The sequence below is a fragment of the Microbispora sp. NPDC049633 genome (genome assembly GCF_040675265.1).
GTDB lineage: Bacteria > Actinomycetota > Actinomycetes > Streptosporangiales > Streptosporangiaceae > Microbispora > Microbispora maris.
On the sequence record NZ_JBFAOO010000050.1, the window covers coordinates 16,312 to 32,176 of the forward strand.

General features: G+C 72.0%; 15 protein-coding genes. 9 read left to right on the forward strand and 6 right to left on the reverse strand.

The genetic code is table 11. The features are described from left to right. Nucleotides 1-37 precede the first annotated feature (37 nt). Nucleotides 38-778: a methyltransferase domain-containing protein gene (locus AB0J39_RS15785; protein WP_363464749.1), complete on the reverse strand. Its 741-nt coding sequence runs from the start codon at nucleotides 776-778 to the stop codon at nucleotides 38-40. A 162-nt stretch (nucleotides 779-940) separates the two neighbouring features. Between AB0J39_RS15785 and AB0J39_RS15790 the strand changes: the two genes are divergently transcribed. The 7 genes from AB0J39_RS15790 (at nucleotide 941) to AB0J39_RS15820 (ending at nucleotide 7,759) form a co-directional block, all read left to right on the forward strand. After that, nucleotides 941-1,669, forward strand: coding sequence for a sigma-70 family RNA polymerase sigma factor (locus tag AB0J39_RS15790; RefSeq protein WP_363464752.1), 729 nt, complete (start codon nucleotides 941-943; stop codon nucleotides 1,667-1,669). Further along, a complete protein-coding gene (gene rsrA / locus AB0J39_RS15795) occupies nucleotides 1,666-1,932 on the forward strand; it encodes a mycothiol system anti-sigma-R factor (RefSeq protein ID WP_363464754.1) in 267 nt (88 codons plus the stop codon). The genes AB0J39_RS15790 and rsrA overlap by 4 nt, the downstream gene beginning before the upstream one ends. Before the next feature lie 84 nt (nucleotides 1,933-2,016). Next, on the forward strand, nucleotides 2,017-2,934 hold the full coding sequence (locus tag AB0J39_RS15800) for an NAD-dependent epimerase/dehydratase family protein (protein ID WP_363464757.1): 918 nt from the start codon (nucleotides 2,017-2,019) through the stop codon (nucleotides 2,932-2,934). 471 nt (nucleotides 2,935-3,405) lie between these two features. Then, complete coding sequence (locus AB0J39_RS15805) at nucleotides 3,406-4,761, forward strand: HD-GYP domain-containing protein (protein ID WP_363464760.1); 1,356 nt, start codon at nucleotides 3,406-3,408, stop codon at nucleotides 4,759-4,761. Next, nucleotides 4,758-6,047 carry an HD domain-containing phosphohydrolase gene (locus AB0J39_RS15810; RefSeq protein WP_363464763.1) on the forward strand — a complete coding sequence of 430 codons (1,290 nt, stop codon included), beginning with the start codon at nucleotides 4,758-4,760 and terminating at the stop codon, nucleotides 6,045-6,047. Before AB0J39_RS15805 ends, AB0J39_RS15810 begins: the two co-directional genes overlap by 4 nt. A gap of 133 nt (nucleotides 6,048-6,180) precedes the next feature. After that, entirely contained in the window at nucleotides 6,181-7,515 is a 1,335-nt protein-coding gene (locus tag AB0J39_RS15815) for a biotin carboxylase N-terminal domain-containing protein (protein WP_363464766.1), read from the forward strand. Between the two features lie 31 nt (nucleotides 7,516-7,546). Beyond that, nucleotides 7,547-7,759, forward strand: coding sequence for a biotin/lipoyl-binding carrier protein (locus AB0J39_RS15820; RefSeq protein ID WP_169988150.1), 213 nt, complete (start codon nucleotides 7,547-7,549; stop codon nucleotides 7,757-7,759). Nucleotides 7,760-7,773: 14 nt separating this feature from the next. Here the strand turns inward: AB0J39_RS15820 and AB0J39_RS15825 are convergent, their stop codons facing one another. Then, nucleotides 7,774-8,151 (reverse strand): hotdog domain-containing protein, encoded by a 378-nt coding sequence (locus AB0J39_RS15825; protein WP_363464769.1) that lies wholly within the window; start codon nucleotides 8,149-8,151, stop codon nucleotides 7,774-7,776. A 287-nt stretch (nucleotides 8,152-8,438) separates the two neighbouring features. Between AB0J39_RS15825 and AB0J39_RS15830 the strand changes: the two genes are divergently transcribed. After that, entirely contained in the window at nucleotides 8,439-10,151 is a 1,713-nt protein-coding gene (locus tag AB0J39_RS15830; RefSeq protein WP_363464771.1) for a protein kinase, read from the forward strand. 49 nt (nucleotides 10,152-10,200) lie between these two features. Here the strand turns inward: AB0J39_RS15830 and AB0J39_RS15835 are convergent, their stop codons facing one another. The 4 genes from AB0J39_RS15835 to AB0J39_RS15850 form a co-directional block, all read right to left on the reverse strand. Beyond that, nucleotides 10,201-11,847 carry an acetolactate synthase gene (locus AB0J39_RS15835; RefSeq protein ID WP_363464774.1) on the reverse strand — a complete coding sequence of 549 codons (1,647 nt, stop codon included), beginning with the start codon at nucleotides 11,845-11,847 and terminating at the stop codon, nucleotides 10,201-10,203. A gap of 107 nt (nucleotides 11,848-11,954) precedes the next feature. Next, nucleotides 11,955-12,131 (reverse strand): hypothetical protein, encoded by a 177-nt coding sequence (locus tag AB0J39_RS15840; RefSeq protein WP_363464777.1) that lies wholly within the window; start codon nucleotides 12,129-12,131, stop codon nucleotides 11,955-11,957. A gap of 12 nt (nucleotides 12,132-12,143) precedes the next feature. Continuing rightward, nucleotides 12,144-12,866: a dethiobiotin synthase gene (bioD, locus tag AB0J39_RS15845; RefSeq protein WP_363464779.1), complete on the reverse strand. Its 723-nt coding sequence runs from the start codon at nucleotides 12,864-12,866 to the stop codon at nucleotides 12,144-12,146. 25 nt (nucleotides 12,867-12,891) lie between these two features. Then, nucleotides 12,892-13,620: a GntR family transcriptional regulator gene (locus AB0J39_RS15850; protein ID WP_142565677.1), complete on the reverse strand. Its 729-nt coding sequence runs from the start codon at nucleotides 13,618-13,620 to the stop codon at nucleotides 12,892-12,894. Nucleotides 13,621-14,281: 661 nt separating this feature from the next. Between AB0J39_RS15850 and AB0J39_RS15855 the strand changes: the two genes are divergently transcribed. Next, nucleotides 14,282-15,745: a PAS domain-containing sensor histidine kinase gene (locus AB0J39_RS15855; RefSeq protein ID WP_363464780.1), complete on the forward strand. Its 1,464-nt coding sequence runs from the start codon at nucleotides 14,282-14,284 to the stop codon at nucleotides 15,743-15,745. Nucleotides 15,746-15,865 lie beyond the last annotated feature (120 nt).

Consider the following 15,865-nt stretch of genomic DNA (forward strand, 5'->3'; position numbering starts at 1 on the left):
GAGCCCTGCCGCTGGGCCCTGCCGCTGATGGGGCCGTTCACAGAGGCTTGCGCGCGCTGGCCACCAGGTGGATGCCGACCGTGTCGTCGTCGTCGGCCTCGGTCTCGAGTTCGGTGCGGACAAGCCAGGACAGCGACTTGCTCTCCGTGCTCAGCACGTGGTCGACGGTGGAGGGGGACAGCACCGTGCGCGGGCGCACCCACTCCACCTCCAGGCCGGCGCCGGTGATCAGCTCGCGTATCTGCTGGCTGGTGAAGCAGCGGGTGATGCTGCCGTCGGGCCAGGGGATGAGCATGACCTCGCCCGTCTGGCACAGGTGCGCCCAGTAGTTCTGCTCGGCCAGGATCGCCATCCCGAGGACCAGCGAGTCGACGCACAGCAGCGCGCGCCCGCCGGGCCGCAGCACCCGGGCCACGTCCTCGATGACGGACTCCGCCATGATCTCGACCGACAGCACGCGCTCCTCGGCGACAACGCCGTCCACGCAACCCTCGGGCAGGAAGGCGAGGTTGTCGGCGCGCACCTTCTGTATGCGGTCGGAGGCGTCGCGCAACCACGGTTCCGCGGGTCTGCGGAAGTCCATGACCTCGATCACCCGGTGGCCGGCGCGCGCCGCCTGGACCGGCCACCGCCCCCGCCCGCCGGACAGGTCCAGCAGGAGGCCGGGCCGGTCGGGCAGCCACTGGCGCAGCTGCTCGGCGACGACCGCGTGGTAGAAGGTCCAGTACGGCCCGAGTGTGCCCGAGCCGTTGAGTTCGTTGGCCGGTATAGGCAGCACGAGCGGCTCCTGGACTCTGGCTGCCCCGCACATGGGTGTGAGACAGCGAAACTCGGTTTCCGGGCTACCAAGCCGGTGCTTACTTTTTTCCCCGCACCGGGTCGTTCGTCACCTCAATCTGCACCGGGAACAGACTCTACGCCCGCCCTGTTGCAGTTGGGCATGAAGACGTTGGTGCTGCCAGAAGGCCTCGACGGGCTGGACCTCGCCGGGCCGGTATCCTCAGCTGGGTACGGTGTCCTTAAGGGGGTGGGTCCGGTCTCCAAGACAGCCGAGGAGACTCTGGAGCAGCGCAGCGAGCGGTTCGAGCGCGACGTGATGCCGTTTCTCGACCAGCTGTACTCGGCCGCGCTCCGGATGACCCGAAACGCAGCGGATGCGGAGGATCTCCTCCAGGAGACCTTCGCCAAGGCCTTCGCCTCCTTCCACCAGTTCCAGGAGGGGACGAACCTCAAGGCCTGGCTCTACCGCATTCTCACCAACACGTTCATCAACAGCTACCGGAAGAAGCAGCGGGAGCCCAAGCAGGCGGGCACCGAGGAGATCGAGGACTGGCAGCTCGCGCGGGCGGAGTCGCACACGTCGAGCGGGCTGAAGTCGGCCGAGATCGAGGCGCTCGAGCACCTTCCCGACAGCGACGTGAAGGACGCTCTCGCCGCGCTCCCCGAGGAGTTCCGCATCGCCGTCTATCTGGCGGACGTGGAGGGCTTCCCGTACAAGGAGATCGCCGAGATCATGGGCACGCCCATCGGGACCGTGATGTCGCGCCTCCACCGGGGCCGTCGGCAGCTGCGCAACCAGCTCGAGGACTACGCGCGTGAGCGCGGTCTCGTGCGGCCGGACTCCCGCGGCGCGGGTCTCGGCGGGACGCTTGGCGAGGAGGAGCGATGAGCTGCGGGAAACACCACGACACCCCGTGTAGCGAGGTGCTCGACCGGGTGTACACCTACCTGGACGGTGAGCTGGACAACGACCGCATCTCCGAGATCAGGAAGCACCTCGACGAGTGCGGCCCCTGCCTGGAGGAGTACGGCCTGGAGGAGGCCGTCAAGCGGCTCGTGGCCAAGCACTGCGGGTGTGACCCCGTCCCGCGGGACCTGCGCGCCAAGGTGCTCAGCAGGATCGAGCAGGTCCGCGCCGAGATGGTGGAATAGCCCGCGGCCCACGGGAGGCGTGACCGGCCCGCGCCGGGGCAATGCTCGTTAGGATCTTCCGTACAGGCCGGGAAGGACGGGGACATGCGGGCACTGGTCACGGGCGGGGCGGGGTTCATCGGGTCCACCCTCGTCGATCGGCTGTTGTCGGACGGCCACGAGGTCGCGGTGGTGGACGACCTGTCGTCCGGGCACGTGCGCAACCCCGACGCCTCCCTGCACGTCATGGACGTGCGCGACCCCGCGCTCGCGGAGCTCGCCGAACGCTGGCGGCCGGAGGTCGTCTGTCACCTCGCCGCGCAGATCAGCGTGCGCAGGAGCGTCGCCGACCCGCTGACCGACACCAAGATGAACGTCGAGGGCACGGTCAACGTGCTCGAGGCCGCCCGCCGCGCCGGGACCCGCAAGGTCGTCTACGCGTCCTCCGTCGCCGTCTACGGCAGGCCGGCCGTGATCCCGGTCCCGGGAGACGCCCCTGTCGATCCCCGCTCGCCGTACGCCGCCTCCAAGCTCGGCGGCGAGCTGTACCTCGCCACCTACCGGGCGCTGTACGGGCTCGAATACACCACGCTCGTGTTGTCGAACGTCTACGGGCCGCGCCAGTCGCCGGAGGGCGAGGCCGGGGTGGTCGCCATCTTCACCGACGCCCTGCTGGCGGGCAGGCCCACGGTCGTCTACGGCGACGGCTCCCAGACACGCGACTACGTCTTCGTCGAGGACGTGGTGGACGGCTTCGCCCGCGCCTGCGGGCCGTACGGCGACGGCCGCCGCTTCAACCTCGGCACGGGCGTGCAGACCACCGACCGTGAGCTGCACGCGCTGGTCGCCGCGGCGGCCGGAGCCCCGGACGAGCCCCGCTTCGAGCCGGCCCGGCTGGGCGACCTCCCCGCGATGGCCGTCGACCCCGCTCCCGCGTACGAGGCCCTCGGCTGGCGTCCCCGGCACGACCTGCCCACCGGGCTCAAGGCCACCGTCGAATGGGCCCGCCAGGCGCTCGTCTGACCGGTGAACCGGTGAACTCCCGCGACACGACCACGAACGGCACGGTGCGGACCGGCTCGTACGGGTCGTGGCGGCCACCCGGCCGGACGGCCCCGGACCGACGTGGACGACGTCGTCCGCAGGTTGATGGCCCGGCTTGCGCGGGGAGATGGCGCGTCATGAAAGGGCGCTGACAAACTGGTGCAATTGCACGCGGTGTGATGGCTTGGTTACGGTTTGGCTGCGATGGTCGCGACATCCCGGACCGGCCGTCGGCCCTTCTGTAGCCTGAATCCGACATCGACGTGGAGGCGGCGCAATGCTAGGGAAGACCGTCGTCAGGCTGATAGTGGCGCTGGCGCTGCTCACTCCGGTGGTCGCTCTGGCCGGTCTCGCGGCCGGCACCCCGGGGATCTCCTGGACGTAGTCACTGCCCGTGGGCCGGCCCGGCAGGGCCGGCCCACGGGTCCGATCCGCATTCAAGGTGGCGCAATGCGGGAACTGCCGTGGCCCGCCAGGGTCTACTTCGTCGCGCTCGTCGGAACCGCCGGCCTCGTGATCACGCGCGGTCTCCTCGCGCATCGCGGGCTCGCGCCGGAGGACTGGTCGGCGCTCCTCGTCCTGGCGTTGCTCTTCCTGCTCTGCGAGTCGGTGCCGACGCTGCTCAACGTGCCGCACGTCGCGGTGTCGGTGAGTTTCTCCGCCGCGCTGGCCGCCGTGGTGCTCGTCGGCGCGGAGGGCGCGGCCCTGGTCGGGCTGGCCGCGGTCGTGAGCGTGCGCCCCGGACTCGCGATGGTGAAGCGGCTGTTCAACGGCGCGCAGTACGCCCTGTGCGGATACGCCGCGGGGTGGGCGTACGAGAGCGCGGGAGGCCGGGCCGGGCTGCCCGAGCCGGCCGACTTCCCGGGCATCCTCGTGCCGTACGCCGCGGCCACGGGGGTCTTCGTGGCCGTCAACTTCGCGTTGACGGCGGTCATCCTGCGCCTGGCGTCCGAGGTGCACAAAGACCAGGTCTCGCTCCGCGCGATGGTGCAGTTCCTGAGCTCCTACGTCGGCTTCGCCACCTTCGGCCTGCTGATCGCGGCCCTGTGGTCGACCGTGCAGTCGATCTCGGCCGTGCTGGTGCTGCTGCCGCTGTTCGTGGCCCGGTGGGCGCTCGGGCACTACCACGCCGAGCAGCGCGCGTACGACGCGACCATCGCGGCGCTGTGCCAGGCGGTGGAGACGAAGGACTACTACACGCGCGGGCACTGCACCCGGGTCTCCGCGGCGTCGTCGATGATCGCCGAGGAGATCGGGATGGGCACCGAGCGGCTGCGCGCGATCCGGTACGCCGGGATGCTCCACGACGTCGGCAAACTCGGCGTGCCGACGAAGGTGCTGCAGAAGGACGGCCGCCTGACCGAGGAGGAGTACGCCGCGATCCAGCTCCATCCGATGCGCGGACTGGAGATCGTGCGGGGCATCGACTTCCTCGACGAGGCGTTCGCCGGGATCATGCACCACCACGAACGACATGACGGGAAGGGCTACCCGATGGGGCTGGCCGGGGCGGAGATCCCCGAGTTCGCCAGGATCATCGCGGTGGCCGACGCGTTCGACTCCATGACCTCCGACCGCTCCTACCGCAAGGCCAAGCCGATCGACTTCGCGGTGGCGGAGCTCCGCAAGAACGCGGGCACGCAGTTCGACCCCGACATGGTCTGCGCGTTCGTCAGGGCGCTCGACCGGCACGGCTGGCATCTCGCCCAGCCGGTGCAGGTCCCGCCCGACGATCCCGCCGTGGAGACCACCGTCAAGGACCACGACGACCCGACCACGCCCATCCAGGTGGTGTCGGAGCGGTGAGGGAGCGTCGGCTGACGGCCAGGCCGGTGGGGCTCGACTCGGGCCAGCTCCTGCTCATCTGCGCCGCCGGGATGCTGACCGTGGCGGGGATCGCCCACACCACGGCCCAGGGGCTGACCGACCCGCGGGTCGCGATCGGGTTCGGCGCGCTCATCGCCGCCGGGGAGCTGGCGCGGCTCACGATGCCCGGCAACCGCGAGGTCGCTCCGATCTCCACCGCCGCCTCGCTCGGGTACGCCCTCCTGCTCGACGTGGGCGGACGGCCGGCGCACCATTCGGCCCTGCAGGTCGTGGCGGTGATGTCGGTCGGCATGATCGCGGGAGGGTTGCCGCATCTGGCGGTCGGCCGGCCGCCGCGGCTCGACGCGATGGCCCGGCGGCTGCTCGCCGGGTCGCTGCTCGCCTTCGCCTACCGGCCGCTCACCGGCCCGCTGGGGGAGCTCGCGGGGGACACGGGCGACCGGAACGGCAACTGGTGGCCGGCGCTCGGCGTGATGGCGGTGCTCGTCACGGTCATGCTCGCGGCCGACGTGGTGATCGCGGCCATGCACCGGGCCGACCAGGTCAAGACCGCGTTCGGCGTCGCCGTGCGGGACGAGATCAGGATGGCCGCGCCGCTCGGCGCCGCCGTCGGGGCGTCGGGCATCCTGCTCGCGCTCGCCTCGCACAGCATGGACATGACCGCGCTGCCCGCGTTCGCCGCGCCGCTGCTCGTCACACAGGTGGCCTTCCGCAAGTACGCCGGCATCCGGGCGACCTATCTGCAGACCGTGCGCGCGCTGAGCCGGGTCACCGAGGTCGGCGGATACGTCGAGCCGGGCCACTCGCGCCGCGTCAGCCAGTTGTCGGTCGCGATCGGCCGGGAGCTCGGCATGGCGGAGCCGCAGCTGCTGGAGCTGGAGTACGCCGCGCTCATGCACGACATCGGCCAGCTGTCGCTGCGCGACCCGATCCCCGGCGGCGCGACCGTGCTCGCCGACCCGGCGCAGGCGCGGCGGATCGCCGAGCTGGGCGCCGAGGTGATCAGGAAGACCGGCGTCCTCCACGGCGTCGCGGAGATCGTCCGGCGGCAGTGCGACACGCTCGGCGAGGCCCCGCCGACGGCCAGCCGCATCATCAAGGCCGCCAACGCCTACGACGACCTCGTGGGCGGCTCGACCGACAGGGACCGGGCGGCGGCGGCGCTGGAGCGGCTGCGCCTCGACGGCGGCTCGGCCTACGACCCCGGAGTGGTGGAGGCGATGGCGCGCGTCGTCGACCGGCTCGTGCTCGTCGCGCGCTTGTAGCAGACGTCGCACCGGAGCGCGTTCACCGCCGCGCCGACGCCGCCGATGTTGTGGCGACCCTACAGAATCGGCCCCCACGTTCAGTCGGAAGGGTCGGAGGGACGGAGCGGCGGGCCACCCTAGAGTTGGCTGCGTGTTCGACTCAGTTCTCGTCGCCAATCGTGGCGAAATAGCCCGGCGGATCATCCGTACGGTGCGGGGCATGGGCCTGCGCGCGGTCGCGGTCCACTCCGAGGCGGACGCCGACCTGCCGTTCGCGCGTGAGGCCGACGACGCCGTGCTCCTCGGTCCCGCGAACCCGGCCCAGAGCTATCTGGACATCGACAAGGTCCTCCAGGCCGCCCGTTCGACGGGAGCGCGGGCGGTCCACCCCGGATACGGGTTCCTCGCCGAGAACGCGGCGTTCGCCCGCGCGGTGATCGACGCCGGCCTCGTCTGGATCGGCCCGGACCCCAAGGCCATTGAGCAGATGGGTGACAAGATCAACGCCCGCAACCTGATGGAGGCGGCGGGCGTGCCGGTCGCCGCGGGGACCAGGGAGCCGGTGTCCGACCTCGCGCAGGCGGAGCGGGCCGCGCGGGAGATCGGATACCCCGTGATGGTCAAGGCGGCCGGCGGGGGCGGCGGCATCGGCATGGGCGTGGCGCGTGACGACGCGTCGCTGGCAAAGGCGTTCGAGCAGGCCTGCCGGGCGGCCGCCCGTTTCGGCGGCGAGCCGGCCATCCTGCTCGAGCGCTACATCGAGCGGGCCAGGCACGTCGAGGTGCAGATCCTGGGCCTCGCCGACGGCACCGTGGTCGCCCTGGGCGAACGGGACTGCTCGGTGCAGCGGCGCCACCAGAAGGTCGTGGAGGAGAGCCCGTCCCCGGGCGTGACCCCCGAGCTGCGCGAGCGGATGCTGGCGGCGGCCGTACGGGCCGGAGAGGCCGTGGCCTACCGCGGCGCGGGCACGGTGGAGTGCCTCGTCGACGCCGACGCCCAGGACTTCGTCTTCCTGGAGATGAACACGCGCCTCCAGGTGGAGCACCCCGTCACCGAACTGGTCACCGGCCTCGACCTCGTCGAGCACCAGATCCGCGTCGCGGCCGGGGAGGTCTACCCGGTCGAGCCGCGGGTGAGCGGCCACGCCATCGAGTTCCGTGTCTACGCCGAGGACCCCCGCAGGTTCCTCCCCGGGCCTGGCAAGATCGGAGTGTGGGAGGAGCCGGTGGGCGAGGGGGTGCGCATCGATTCGGGATACACGGCGGGCAACACCGTCACGCCGTTCTACGACCCGCTGATGGCCAAGCTCTGTGTCACCGGCGCCACCCGCGAGGAGGCACTGGAGCGGGGCCGGGAGGCCGTCGCCGGGTTCCGGATCGAGGGCCCGAAGCACAACCTGCCGTTCTGCGCCGAGTTGCTGGACCACCCCGAGTTCGTGAGCGGGGACTACGACACCGGGCTGGTCTCCCGGATGAGAAAAGCCTGATCTGCTGCATTCATGTTGAGGGGAGTTCCGGGTGGCCGAGGTGCGCGCCGAGATGGTGGCGAACGTCTGGAAGATCGTCGTGAGTGAGGGCGAGGTCGTCGAGGAGGGCGACACGCTCGTGATCCTGGAGTCGATGAAGATGGAGATCCCGGTCCTCGCCGAGGACGCCGGGACCATCGCCAAGCTCCAGGTGAAGGAGGGCGACGTCGTCCAGGAGGGAGACCTCATCGCCGTCATCGAGTAGTCCCCGAGGGGGGTTCAGAGGCGGGACAGGAACCGCTCCCGGTCGACGACGACCCGCTCGATCGTGCCCGCGGCGACCAGGGCGCCGGTCTTGTCGACGGCCCTGACGGAGAAGACGAGCCGCCTGCCGTCCACCTCCGTGAGCTCCACGCCGATCTCGACGTGCATCCCGACCGGGCTGGGCAGCCGGTGCTCGAGCAGCACCCTGGTCCCCACCGTGGTCTGCCCGGGCTCCAGGTGCTGCTGGACGGCTTTGACCGTGGCCCCCTCGGCGAACGACAGCAGCCGCGGCGTGCCCAGCACCGGCACGTCGCCGCTGCCGACCCGGATCGCCGTGTCCTCGCGCTCCACCATGATGAGGACCTCGGCGTGCAGACCTGGAGCAAGACTCATGCGGGCCAGCCTATTGGGTCGTGATTTCCCGGTGCCCGTGGAGAACGCAGGCAACTAAACGGGGCGGGGATGCGTCTTAATCGGGGGTGGGGACTCCGCGATGCTTTCCGGGCGACGGAGGCGGGCAGCGGTTAGGGTGATGCACAGGTAGGCTCGACTTCCGACCCCCGAGCCTGGATCCCGTACGCGTACAGGGTTCCGTGATGCTGTCGTTATCTACCCGCGACGCGAACCTGCTTTGTTGGACACCTTCGGGGGTCGAGTGACTTAGGGGGTACGGGGCGCAAATGGTGGCCCAAGGCACGACCCTGGCTGGGCGCTACCGCTTGGACGCCCGGCTCGGCGCCGGGGGCATGGGCGAGGTATGGCGTGGCGAGGACACCGTCCTCGCGCGCACCGTCGCCGTCAAGGTGCTTCTCCCCGGTCGCCTCGACGACCCTGGATTCGCCGTCCGCTTCCAGGGCGAGGCCCGGGCGATGGCGACCGTCAACCACCCCGGCGTCGTCGACGTCTACGACTACGGGGTCACCGATGTCCCCGGCGACGGCTCCACCGCGTACCTGGTCATGCGGTTCGTCGACGGCGAGCCCCTCGACCGGCTGCTGACCCGCCTCGGCCGCATCGGCGCCGAGCCCGCGATGGAGCTGATCGCGCAGGCCGCGTCCGCCCTCCAGGCCGTGCACGAGCGGGGCATCGTGCACCGGGACGTCAAACCGGGCAACCTGCTGGTGCGTTCCGACGGCACGCTGGTGCTCACCGACTTCGGCATCGCCCGCGCCGACCAGGGGACCCGTCTCACCGACGCCGGGATGGTGCTCGGCACCGCGGCGTACTGCGCGCCGGAGCAGGCCGAGGGCGCGCCGGTCACCCCCGCCGTCGACATCTACGCGCTGGGCGTCGTGGCGTACGAGTGCCTGGCCGGGCAGCGTCCCTTCGACGGCGACTCGCCGGTGACGATCGCGCTCAAGCACATCCGGGAGGAGCCGCCGCCGCTGCCGCCGCACGTGCCGCCCGCCGTGCGGGCCATCGTCGAGCGGGCCATGTCGAAGGACCCGGCGCTCCGCTGGCCGTCCGCCGCCGCGATGAGCCACGCGGCCCGGCAGTCGGTGCTGCCTCCGGGGGCCGTGCCGGACGCGGCGCCCGCCTACGGCCCGCAGGGGCCGGCCGGAGCGGCGTACGGCCCGCAGGGCCTGCCCCCGGGCCCGGCGGCCACCACGGGCATGGGGGTCACGCCGCCCTCCACGGGGGCGGCCACCCAGGCCCACCCGCACCCGACCGGACCGGAGCCCATCCCGTCCACCGGCCACACCTACCGGGTCACCCGTGAGGCCTGGAACGACGCGCCGGCCGTGCCGCCGGCGACCGTCGCCACGCCGCAGCAGGGCACGCGTACGGCCCGGCGCGCGGCGCAGCGGTCCAAGAGAGGCAAGGGGATGCCCGTCGCGGCCGGGGTGGCGGGGTTCGCCGTCGTCGGAGGCCTGGCCGTGCTCGGCATCAACATGGCCTCGGCGGGGTCCACGACCCCTCCGTCGCCCGCGCCGTCCCTGACGCTGATCTCCCCGTCGCCGACCCCGTCGCCGACGCGGGCCGTTCAGCGGCCCTCCGCGAGGCCCACGCAGGAGGTGCCGGTGTCGCGGCCCAGCCCGTCCAGGAGGAAGCCGAGCCCGTCGCCGAGCCCGACTGCCAGCGCGTCGCCGAGCCGCTCCGCCTCCCCGACGCCCTCGCCGAGCCCGACCGAGGGCATGGTCAAGGTGCCGCAGCTGAAGAACCTGCCGGAGAGCTCCGCGAACGCGCGGCTCAGCATGGTGGGTCTCGTCCCGAAGGCCGCCTACGAGGGCACGGGGGAGTGCAAGGGCGTGGTCGTCAGCCAGAAGCCGGCGGCGAACACGCCGGTGAAGGAGGGCACGACGGTCACGTTCGTGGTGAAGAAGACGTGCCCGTCGCCCTCGCCCAGTCCGTCGCCGAGCCCGGCGGCGACCCGCACCCCCGTGGCGAACTGAACCCCGCAGGAGCGGAGCCCCGCGCGACCACGCGGGGCTCCTGTCAGGGTCACACCCCGGTCGTGTTGCGCGGGTAGGCGATCGCCGGGTCCGTGGCGATGTTCACCAGATAGGGCACGCCGGAGTCGAACGCGCGGCGCAGCGCCGGGCCGATCTCGCTCGGCGACGTGACGAGCTCCCCACCGCCGCCGAGCGCGGTGACCACCTGGTCGTAGCGGCACTGCGGCTGGAGCTCGGCCGCCACGTCGTAGCCGTACAGCATCTGCATGGGGTGCTTCTCCAGGCCCCACATGCCGTTGTTGCCGCAGATCATGACGACCGGCAGGCGGTGGCGGACCAGCGTGTCGACGTCCATCAGCGAAAAGCCCGCGGCGCCGTCGCCGAGCAGCAGCACGACCTGCGAGGACGGCCTCGCCAGCCGGGCCGCGATGGAGTAACCGAGTCCGGTGCCGAGGCAGCCGTACGGGCCGGGGTCGAGCCAGTTGCCCGGCCGCCGCGGCTCGACGTACTTGCCGGCGTAGGAGACGAAGTCGCCGCCGTCGCCGATGACGACCGCGTCGTCGGCGAGCACCTTGTTCAGCTCGCCGTAGATGCGCATCGGGTGGATCGGGTCGGCGTCCGACTCCAGCAGGGGCGCGTCCTCGGCGATCGCCGCCGCCGCGGTCTCGCCCAGCCTGCTCACCCACGGCTCGTACGCCTTGGGGTTCACCCCGGCGGCCCCGCAGGCCGCCGACAGGCCCCAGAAGACGACCGACAGGTCGCCGGCGGCCGAGCCTGACAGGCCGGTGTGCGTGGCGAGCTGGGAGGGCGCGTCGGCGATGTGGACGACCCTGGCGAGAGGCGCACCCTCCTTGCCGCCGAACCAGCCGTACGCGAGCCGGAAGTCGAGCGGGGTGCCGACCACGATGACGAGGTCGGTCTGGCCGAAGGCGACGCCCCGGGCGCGGGTGACGAGCAGGTCGTGCCCGGCGGGCAGGATGCCCCGGCCCTGCCCGTTCGGCACGACGGGCAGCCGCCACTCCTCGGCGAAGTCCCGTGCCGCCTCCTCGGCGCGCTCCATCCAGACGTCCGAGCCGAGCACGAGCACCGGGCGCTCGGCCTCGGCGATCAGCCGCGCGATGCCGGCGAGGGCCTCGGGGTCGGGCTCCAGCGGCGACGGGGTCAGCGTCTCCGAGACGTACTCGGGCGACGGGGAGAACAGGTCGTCCATGTGGAAGTCCAGGAACACCGGGCCGCGGTGCGGAGCCAGGGCGGTCCGGAACGCCATCTCGACGTCCTGCCCGATGGAGTCCGCGCCCGACCCGGTGAAGGCGAGCTTGGTGATGGGCTCCAACAGCGGCGGATGGTCCATCTCCTGCAGGGCTCCCGAGCCCCAGCGCGAGCGCGGGGCGCGCCCGCCCAGCACGACGAGCGGTGAGCCGTTGGAGTGGGCGGTGGCGACCCCCGAGACGCCGTTGGTGACGCCGGGGCCGGCGGTGAGCACGGCGAGGCCGGGCTTGCGGGTCAGCCGGGCGGTCGCCTCGGCCGCGAACACCGCGCTCTGCTCGTGGCGCACGTCCATGATGCGCATGTTCTGGTGGACGGCCCCGTCGTACAGGGGGAAGACGTGCCCGCCGGACAGCGTGAACATGGTGTCCACGCCGTAGGCCTGGGAGACGGCGACCGCGATGTCGCCTGCGTGTTTGGGGGACTCCATACCGTGAAACCTACCAGTCGGTCACATATGGGAACAGATGGATGGCCAATGCCCTCCAGCCTCAGGAGAACGTCGGTCACCTCCGCTGATGCCCGATGCCGTCCCGGCTACTCCGCTCGCACGGCCTGGGATTCCAGCCGACCGCCGTCCGGGCGCACGCCGACGGTCTTCAGAGGGCCTGGGAGAGCCCCCTTGACGGGCATCTTGAGGTCGGCGAGCGGCTCCAGGTCGCGCTCCGGCGCGCGGCCCGATGCGGTCGGGTAGTTGCCGATGTCGGTCGTCACGCGGCCTTCCCGTCATAGGGGCAGCCTGAGGGTCGAGCGGAATCCGGCCGGGTCGAACATGCCGCCGAGCGCGGGAGCCAGTCCGGCGCGGGCGGCGCGGGCGAACGCCTCCCGGCCGAGCGCGCCCGCGCCCTCCGGCAGCGCGCCCGACAGCGGCCGGGCGGCGAGCATCTCCAGGTCGGCGACGTTCGACCGCTCGGCGACCCCCGGGTCGGCCGGCCAGGACCCGATCACCACGCCCGCCAGGTCGAGGCCCCTGCCCGCCATGGCTTCGAGCGTCAGCGCCGTGTGGTTGAGCGTGCCCAGCGCGGCGCGCGCCACCACGAGGACGGGGGCGCGCAGCCGCCGCGCAAGGTCTGCGAGTGTGCCGCCCTCCTCGTCGTAGCGGACCAGCAGGCCCCCTGCGCCCTCGACGAGCACCAGCCGGTGCGACTCGGCCAGTTCCTCGATCCGGGCCGCCGCCGACGTGAGCGACACCGGCGGCAGGCCGCGGACGCGGGCCGCCGCGGCGGGGGAGAGCGGGTCGGGATAGCGCGTCATCTCGAAGGTCGTCGTCACTCCCGACAGGCGGATCACCTCGTCGAGGTCCCCGGGCTCCCCGGCCGCCACCCCGGTCTGGGCCGGCTTCACCACCGCGACCGTCGCGCCCCGCTCCCCGGCCAGCACGGCGAGCGCCGCCGTCACCACCGTCTTGCCGACCCCGGTGTCCGTCCCGGTCACGATGAGAACACTCATGCCCGGGAGGGTAGAGCCTTCCTGCTTACGGGCGGCGGAGGCGGGTGACGAACTTGTAGCGGTCGCCGCGATAGAGCGACTGGGCGTACTCGACGGGGTTGCCGTCGGCGTCGAAGGCGTGCCGGGTCAGCAGCAGCATGGGCAGGCCGACGTCCACCCCCAGCACCTGCGCGTCGTACGGCGTGGCGAGCACGGTCTCGATGACCTCCTCGGCGTCGGTCAGCCGTACGTTGTAGGCGTTGTGCAGGGTCTCGTACAGGGACGAGTGCACCTCCAGCTCGCGCCGCAGGCGCGGGAACCGCCGGGCGGACAGGTGCGTGGTGTCGATCGACATCGGCTCGCCGTTGGCCAGGCGCAGGCGGTGGATCCGCAGGACCCTGCCGCCGGGGTTGATGGCCAGCCGCCGTCCGAGCGCCTCGTCGGCCGTGATGTAGCTGATGTCGAGGATCTTGGTGTCCGGCTCGAGGCCGACCGTGCGCAGGTCACCCGTGTACGACGTGAGCTGGAGGACCTGGGCGACCTTGGGCTGGGCGACGAAGGTGCCCTTGCCCTGGATGCGCAGCAGCCGCCCCTCGACCACCAGCTCCGACAGCGCCTGCCGAACCGTCGTCCGGGAGGTCTCGAACCGCACGGCCAGGGCGCGCTCGGGCGGGAGCGCGCTGCCCGCGGGCAGGCTCTTGGTGAGCTCCAGAAGACTGCGCTTCACGTCGTAGTACTTCGGAACCCGGGGAGAGTCCTCGCTGTGCTCCGTCACCTGTCCACCCTCAACTCGGCCATATCGCCCAACTCAGGCAATATCGTCAACTCGGCCACAGCGGTGAGCGCACCCCGGACCACCGCGAGATCATCGGACCTTAGATCGGCCCCCGCGGTCAACCGCGGACAGGACCGGCCCCGAGGCACCGATGGTGGGCGGAAGCATCCCACGCGGACGCCCCGACGCGCACCCAGGGCTCCCACACCGGGCGCGAGCGGGGGCGGGCCGGGCACGACAGGTCCCACGGCGGCCGCCGGACCGGGTGTCCTCAGGCCGGGTTCGCGAGCCGGGGCGGCCGGCTCCCGGTTCCGCTGCCGGCCACGTCCGGGCAGGTCAGCGATGATTCTCCGGACGTCCACGACATCCGGGGCGGCGCCGGCGCGGGCCGGGGCGCGGCCGGTGCCGGCGGTGAACGACCGGACCGTGTCCAGGAGCGCGCCGGCCGGCTCGGGGGCACCCGGAACGGCGCCGCCCCCAGCCCGCGCCGACCTCGGCAACGTGACGGTTCTCACACTCTCCCCGCACCCGGCGAGACCCGCCGCCCCGATCTCGGCGGCGGCCGCGCGGACTCTGTCCGCAGGCCCTGTCATGAGGTGCATCTTGCCAGGTGACGATGGTCGATTCGCTTTCGACCCGGACGGCGGCGCATCATGCACTCGTGCCGACTCTCAGCGACCTCGTGTCGCGCCACACCGCGCTCGATTCCGCCGACGTCGACTGGATCCACTCGCTGGTCTCGGACTGGCAGCTGCTCGCCGACCTGTCGTTCGCGGACCTCATCCTGTGGGTTCCCGACCAGGGCGGCACGAGGTGGGTGGCGGTGGCCCAGATGCGGCCGACGACCGGCCCGACCGTCTACCACGACGACGTCGTGGGCATGTCCGTCGCCGCCGGGGAGCGGTCCCTCATCGACGTGGCCTGGAGCGAGCACCGCATCTGCAGGGAGGGCGACCCCGACTGGTCCAGCGGCGTGCCGGTGCGCGAGGAGACGATCCCTGTGCGACGGGGCAAGGACGGCCCGATCATCGGGGTCATCCAGCGCTCGACCAACCTGTCGTCGGCGCGCACCCCGTCCCGGCTGGAGCTGACCTATCTGCAGAGCGCGTCCGACCTGGCGCAGATGGTCGCCGACGGCAGGTTCCCCTTCGCGGAGGAGGAGCCGATCCTGGTCAGGTCGCCCCGGGTGGGCGACGGCCTGCTCCGCCTGGACAAGGCCGGGCGGGTCACCTACGCCTCGCCCAACGCGCTGTCGGCCTACCGCAGGCTCGGCCTGCACGCCGACCTCGTGGGGGCGGACCTGGGGAAGACGACGGCCGACCTGTGCTACTCCGACGAGCCGATCAACGAGGACCTGATGGTCGTCGCCAGCGGCCGGGCCCCCCGGGAGACCGAGGTGGAGAACGGCGGCACGGTCGTGCAGCTACGGGCGATCCCGCTGATCGTCGGCGGCGGACGCATCGGTGCGCTGGTGCTGATCCGCGACGTGACCGAGTTGCGCCGGCGCGAGCGGGAGCTGCTCACCAAGGACGCGACGATCCGCGAGATCCATCACCGGGTCAAGAACAACCTGCAGACCGTGGCCGCGCTGCTGCGGCTCCAGGCGCGCCGGCTGAACAACCCCGAGGGCCAGGAGGCGCTTAACGAGGCCGTACGGCGGGTCGGCTCGATCGCGATCGTCCACGAGATCCTCGCCCAGATGCCGGAGGAGATGGTCGAGTTCGACGACATCGCCGACCGGGTCGTCGCGATGACGGCGGAGGTGGCGCTCGCGCAGGTGGGGATCAAGCGGGTCGGCAGCTTCGGCGTGCTGCCCGCCGCGGTCGCGACCCCCATCGCCATGGTGCTCACCGAGCTGCTGCAGAACGCGGTCGAGCACGGTTTCGCCCACTGCTCGGGAAACGTGCAGATCGTGGTCGCCCGGGACGCCGACCGGCTGGAGTTCACGGTGGCCGACGACGGCAGGGGGCTGCCCGAGGACTTCGACCTGGAGGCAACCGGCAGCCTCGGGCTTCAGATCGTCCGTACGCTGGTCGTCGGCGAGCTGTCGGGCAGGCTGAGCGTCGCGGGGAGAGAGGGCGGGGGCACCGAGGTCAGCCTCAGCATCCCGGTGCAGTCCGGCTGATATCTCCCGCCGGCTGATTTCCCGTCGGCGTCTCCGTTCACGGAACGCGGGACGCGCCACAGGGGACCCGCTGTGCGGGACCGTTGTGGGGGATGCCATAGTGGACGCGATGTCTTGGTG

Bases quoted from the DNA above. Each gene is read 5' to 3' on its own strand.
- AB0J39_RS15790 (WP_363464752.1), top strand. From the start codon at position 941: ATGAAGACGTTGGTGCTGCCAGAAGGCCTCGACGGGCTGGACCTCGCC.
- rsrA (WP_363464754.1), top strand. From the start codon at position 1,666: ATGAGCTGCGGGAAACACCACGACACCCCGTGTAGCGAGGTGCTCGAC.
- AB0J39_RS15800 (WP_363464757.1), top strand. From the start codon at position 2,017: ATGCGGGCACTGGTCACGGGCGGGGCGGGGTTCATCGGGTCCACCCTC.
- AB0J39_RS15805 (WP_363464760.1), top strand. From the start codon at position 3,406: ATGCGGGAACTGCCGTGGCCCGCCAGGGTCTACTTCGTCGCGCTCGTC.
- AB0J39_RS15825 (WP_363464769.1), bottom strand. From the start codon at position 8,151: ATGAGTCTTGCTCCAGGTCTGCACGCCGAGGTCCTCATCATGGTGGAG.
- AB0J39_RS15830 (WP_363464771.1), top strand. From the start codon at position 8,439: ATGGTGGCCCAAGGCACGACCCTGGCTGGGCGCTACCGCTTGGACGCC.
- AB0J39_RS15835 (WP_363464774.1), bottom strand. From the start codon at position 11,847: ATGGAGTCCCCCAAACACGCAGGCGACATCGCGGTCGCCGTCTCCCAG.
- bioD (WP_363464779.1), bottom strand. From the start codon at position 12,866: ATGAGTGTTCTCATCGTGACCGGGACGGACACCGGGGTCGGCAAGACG.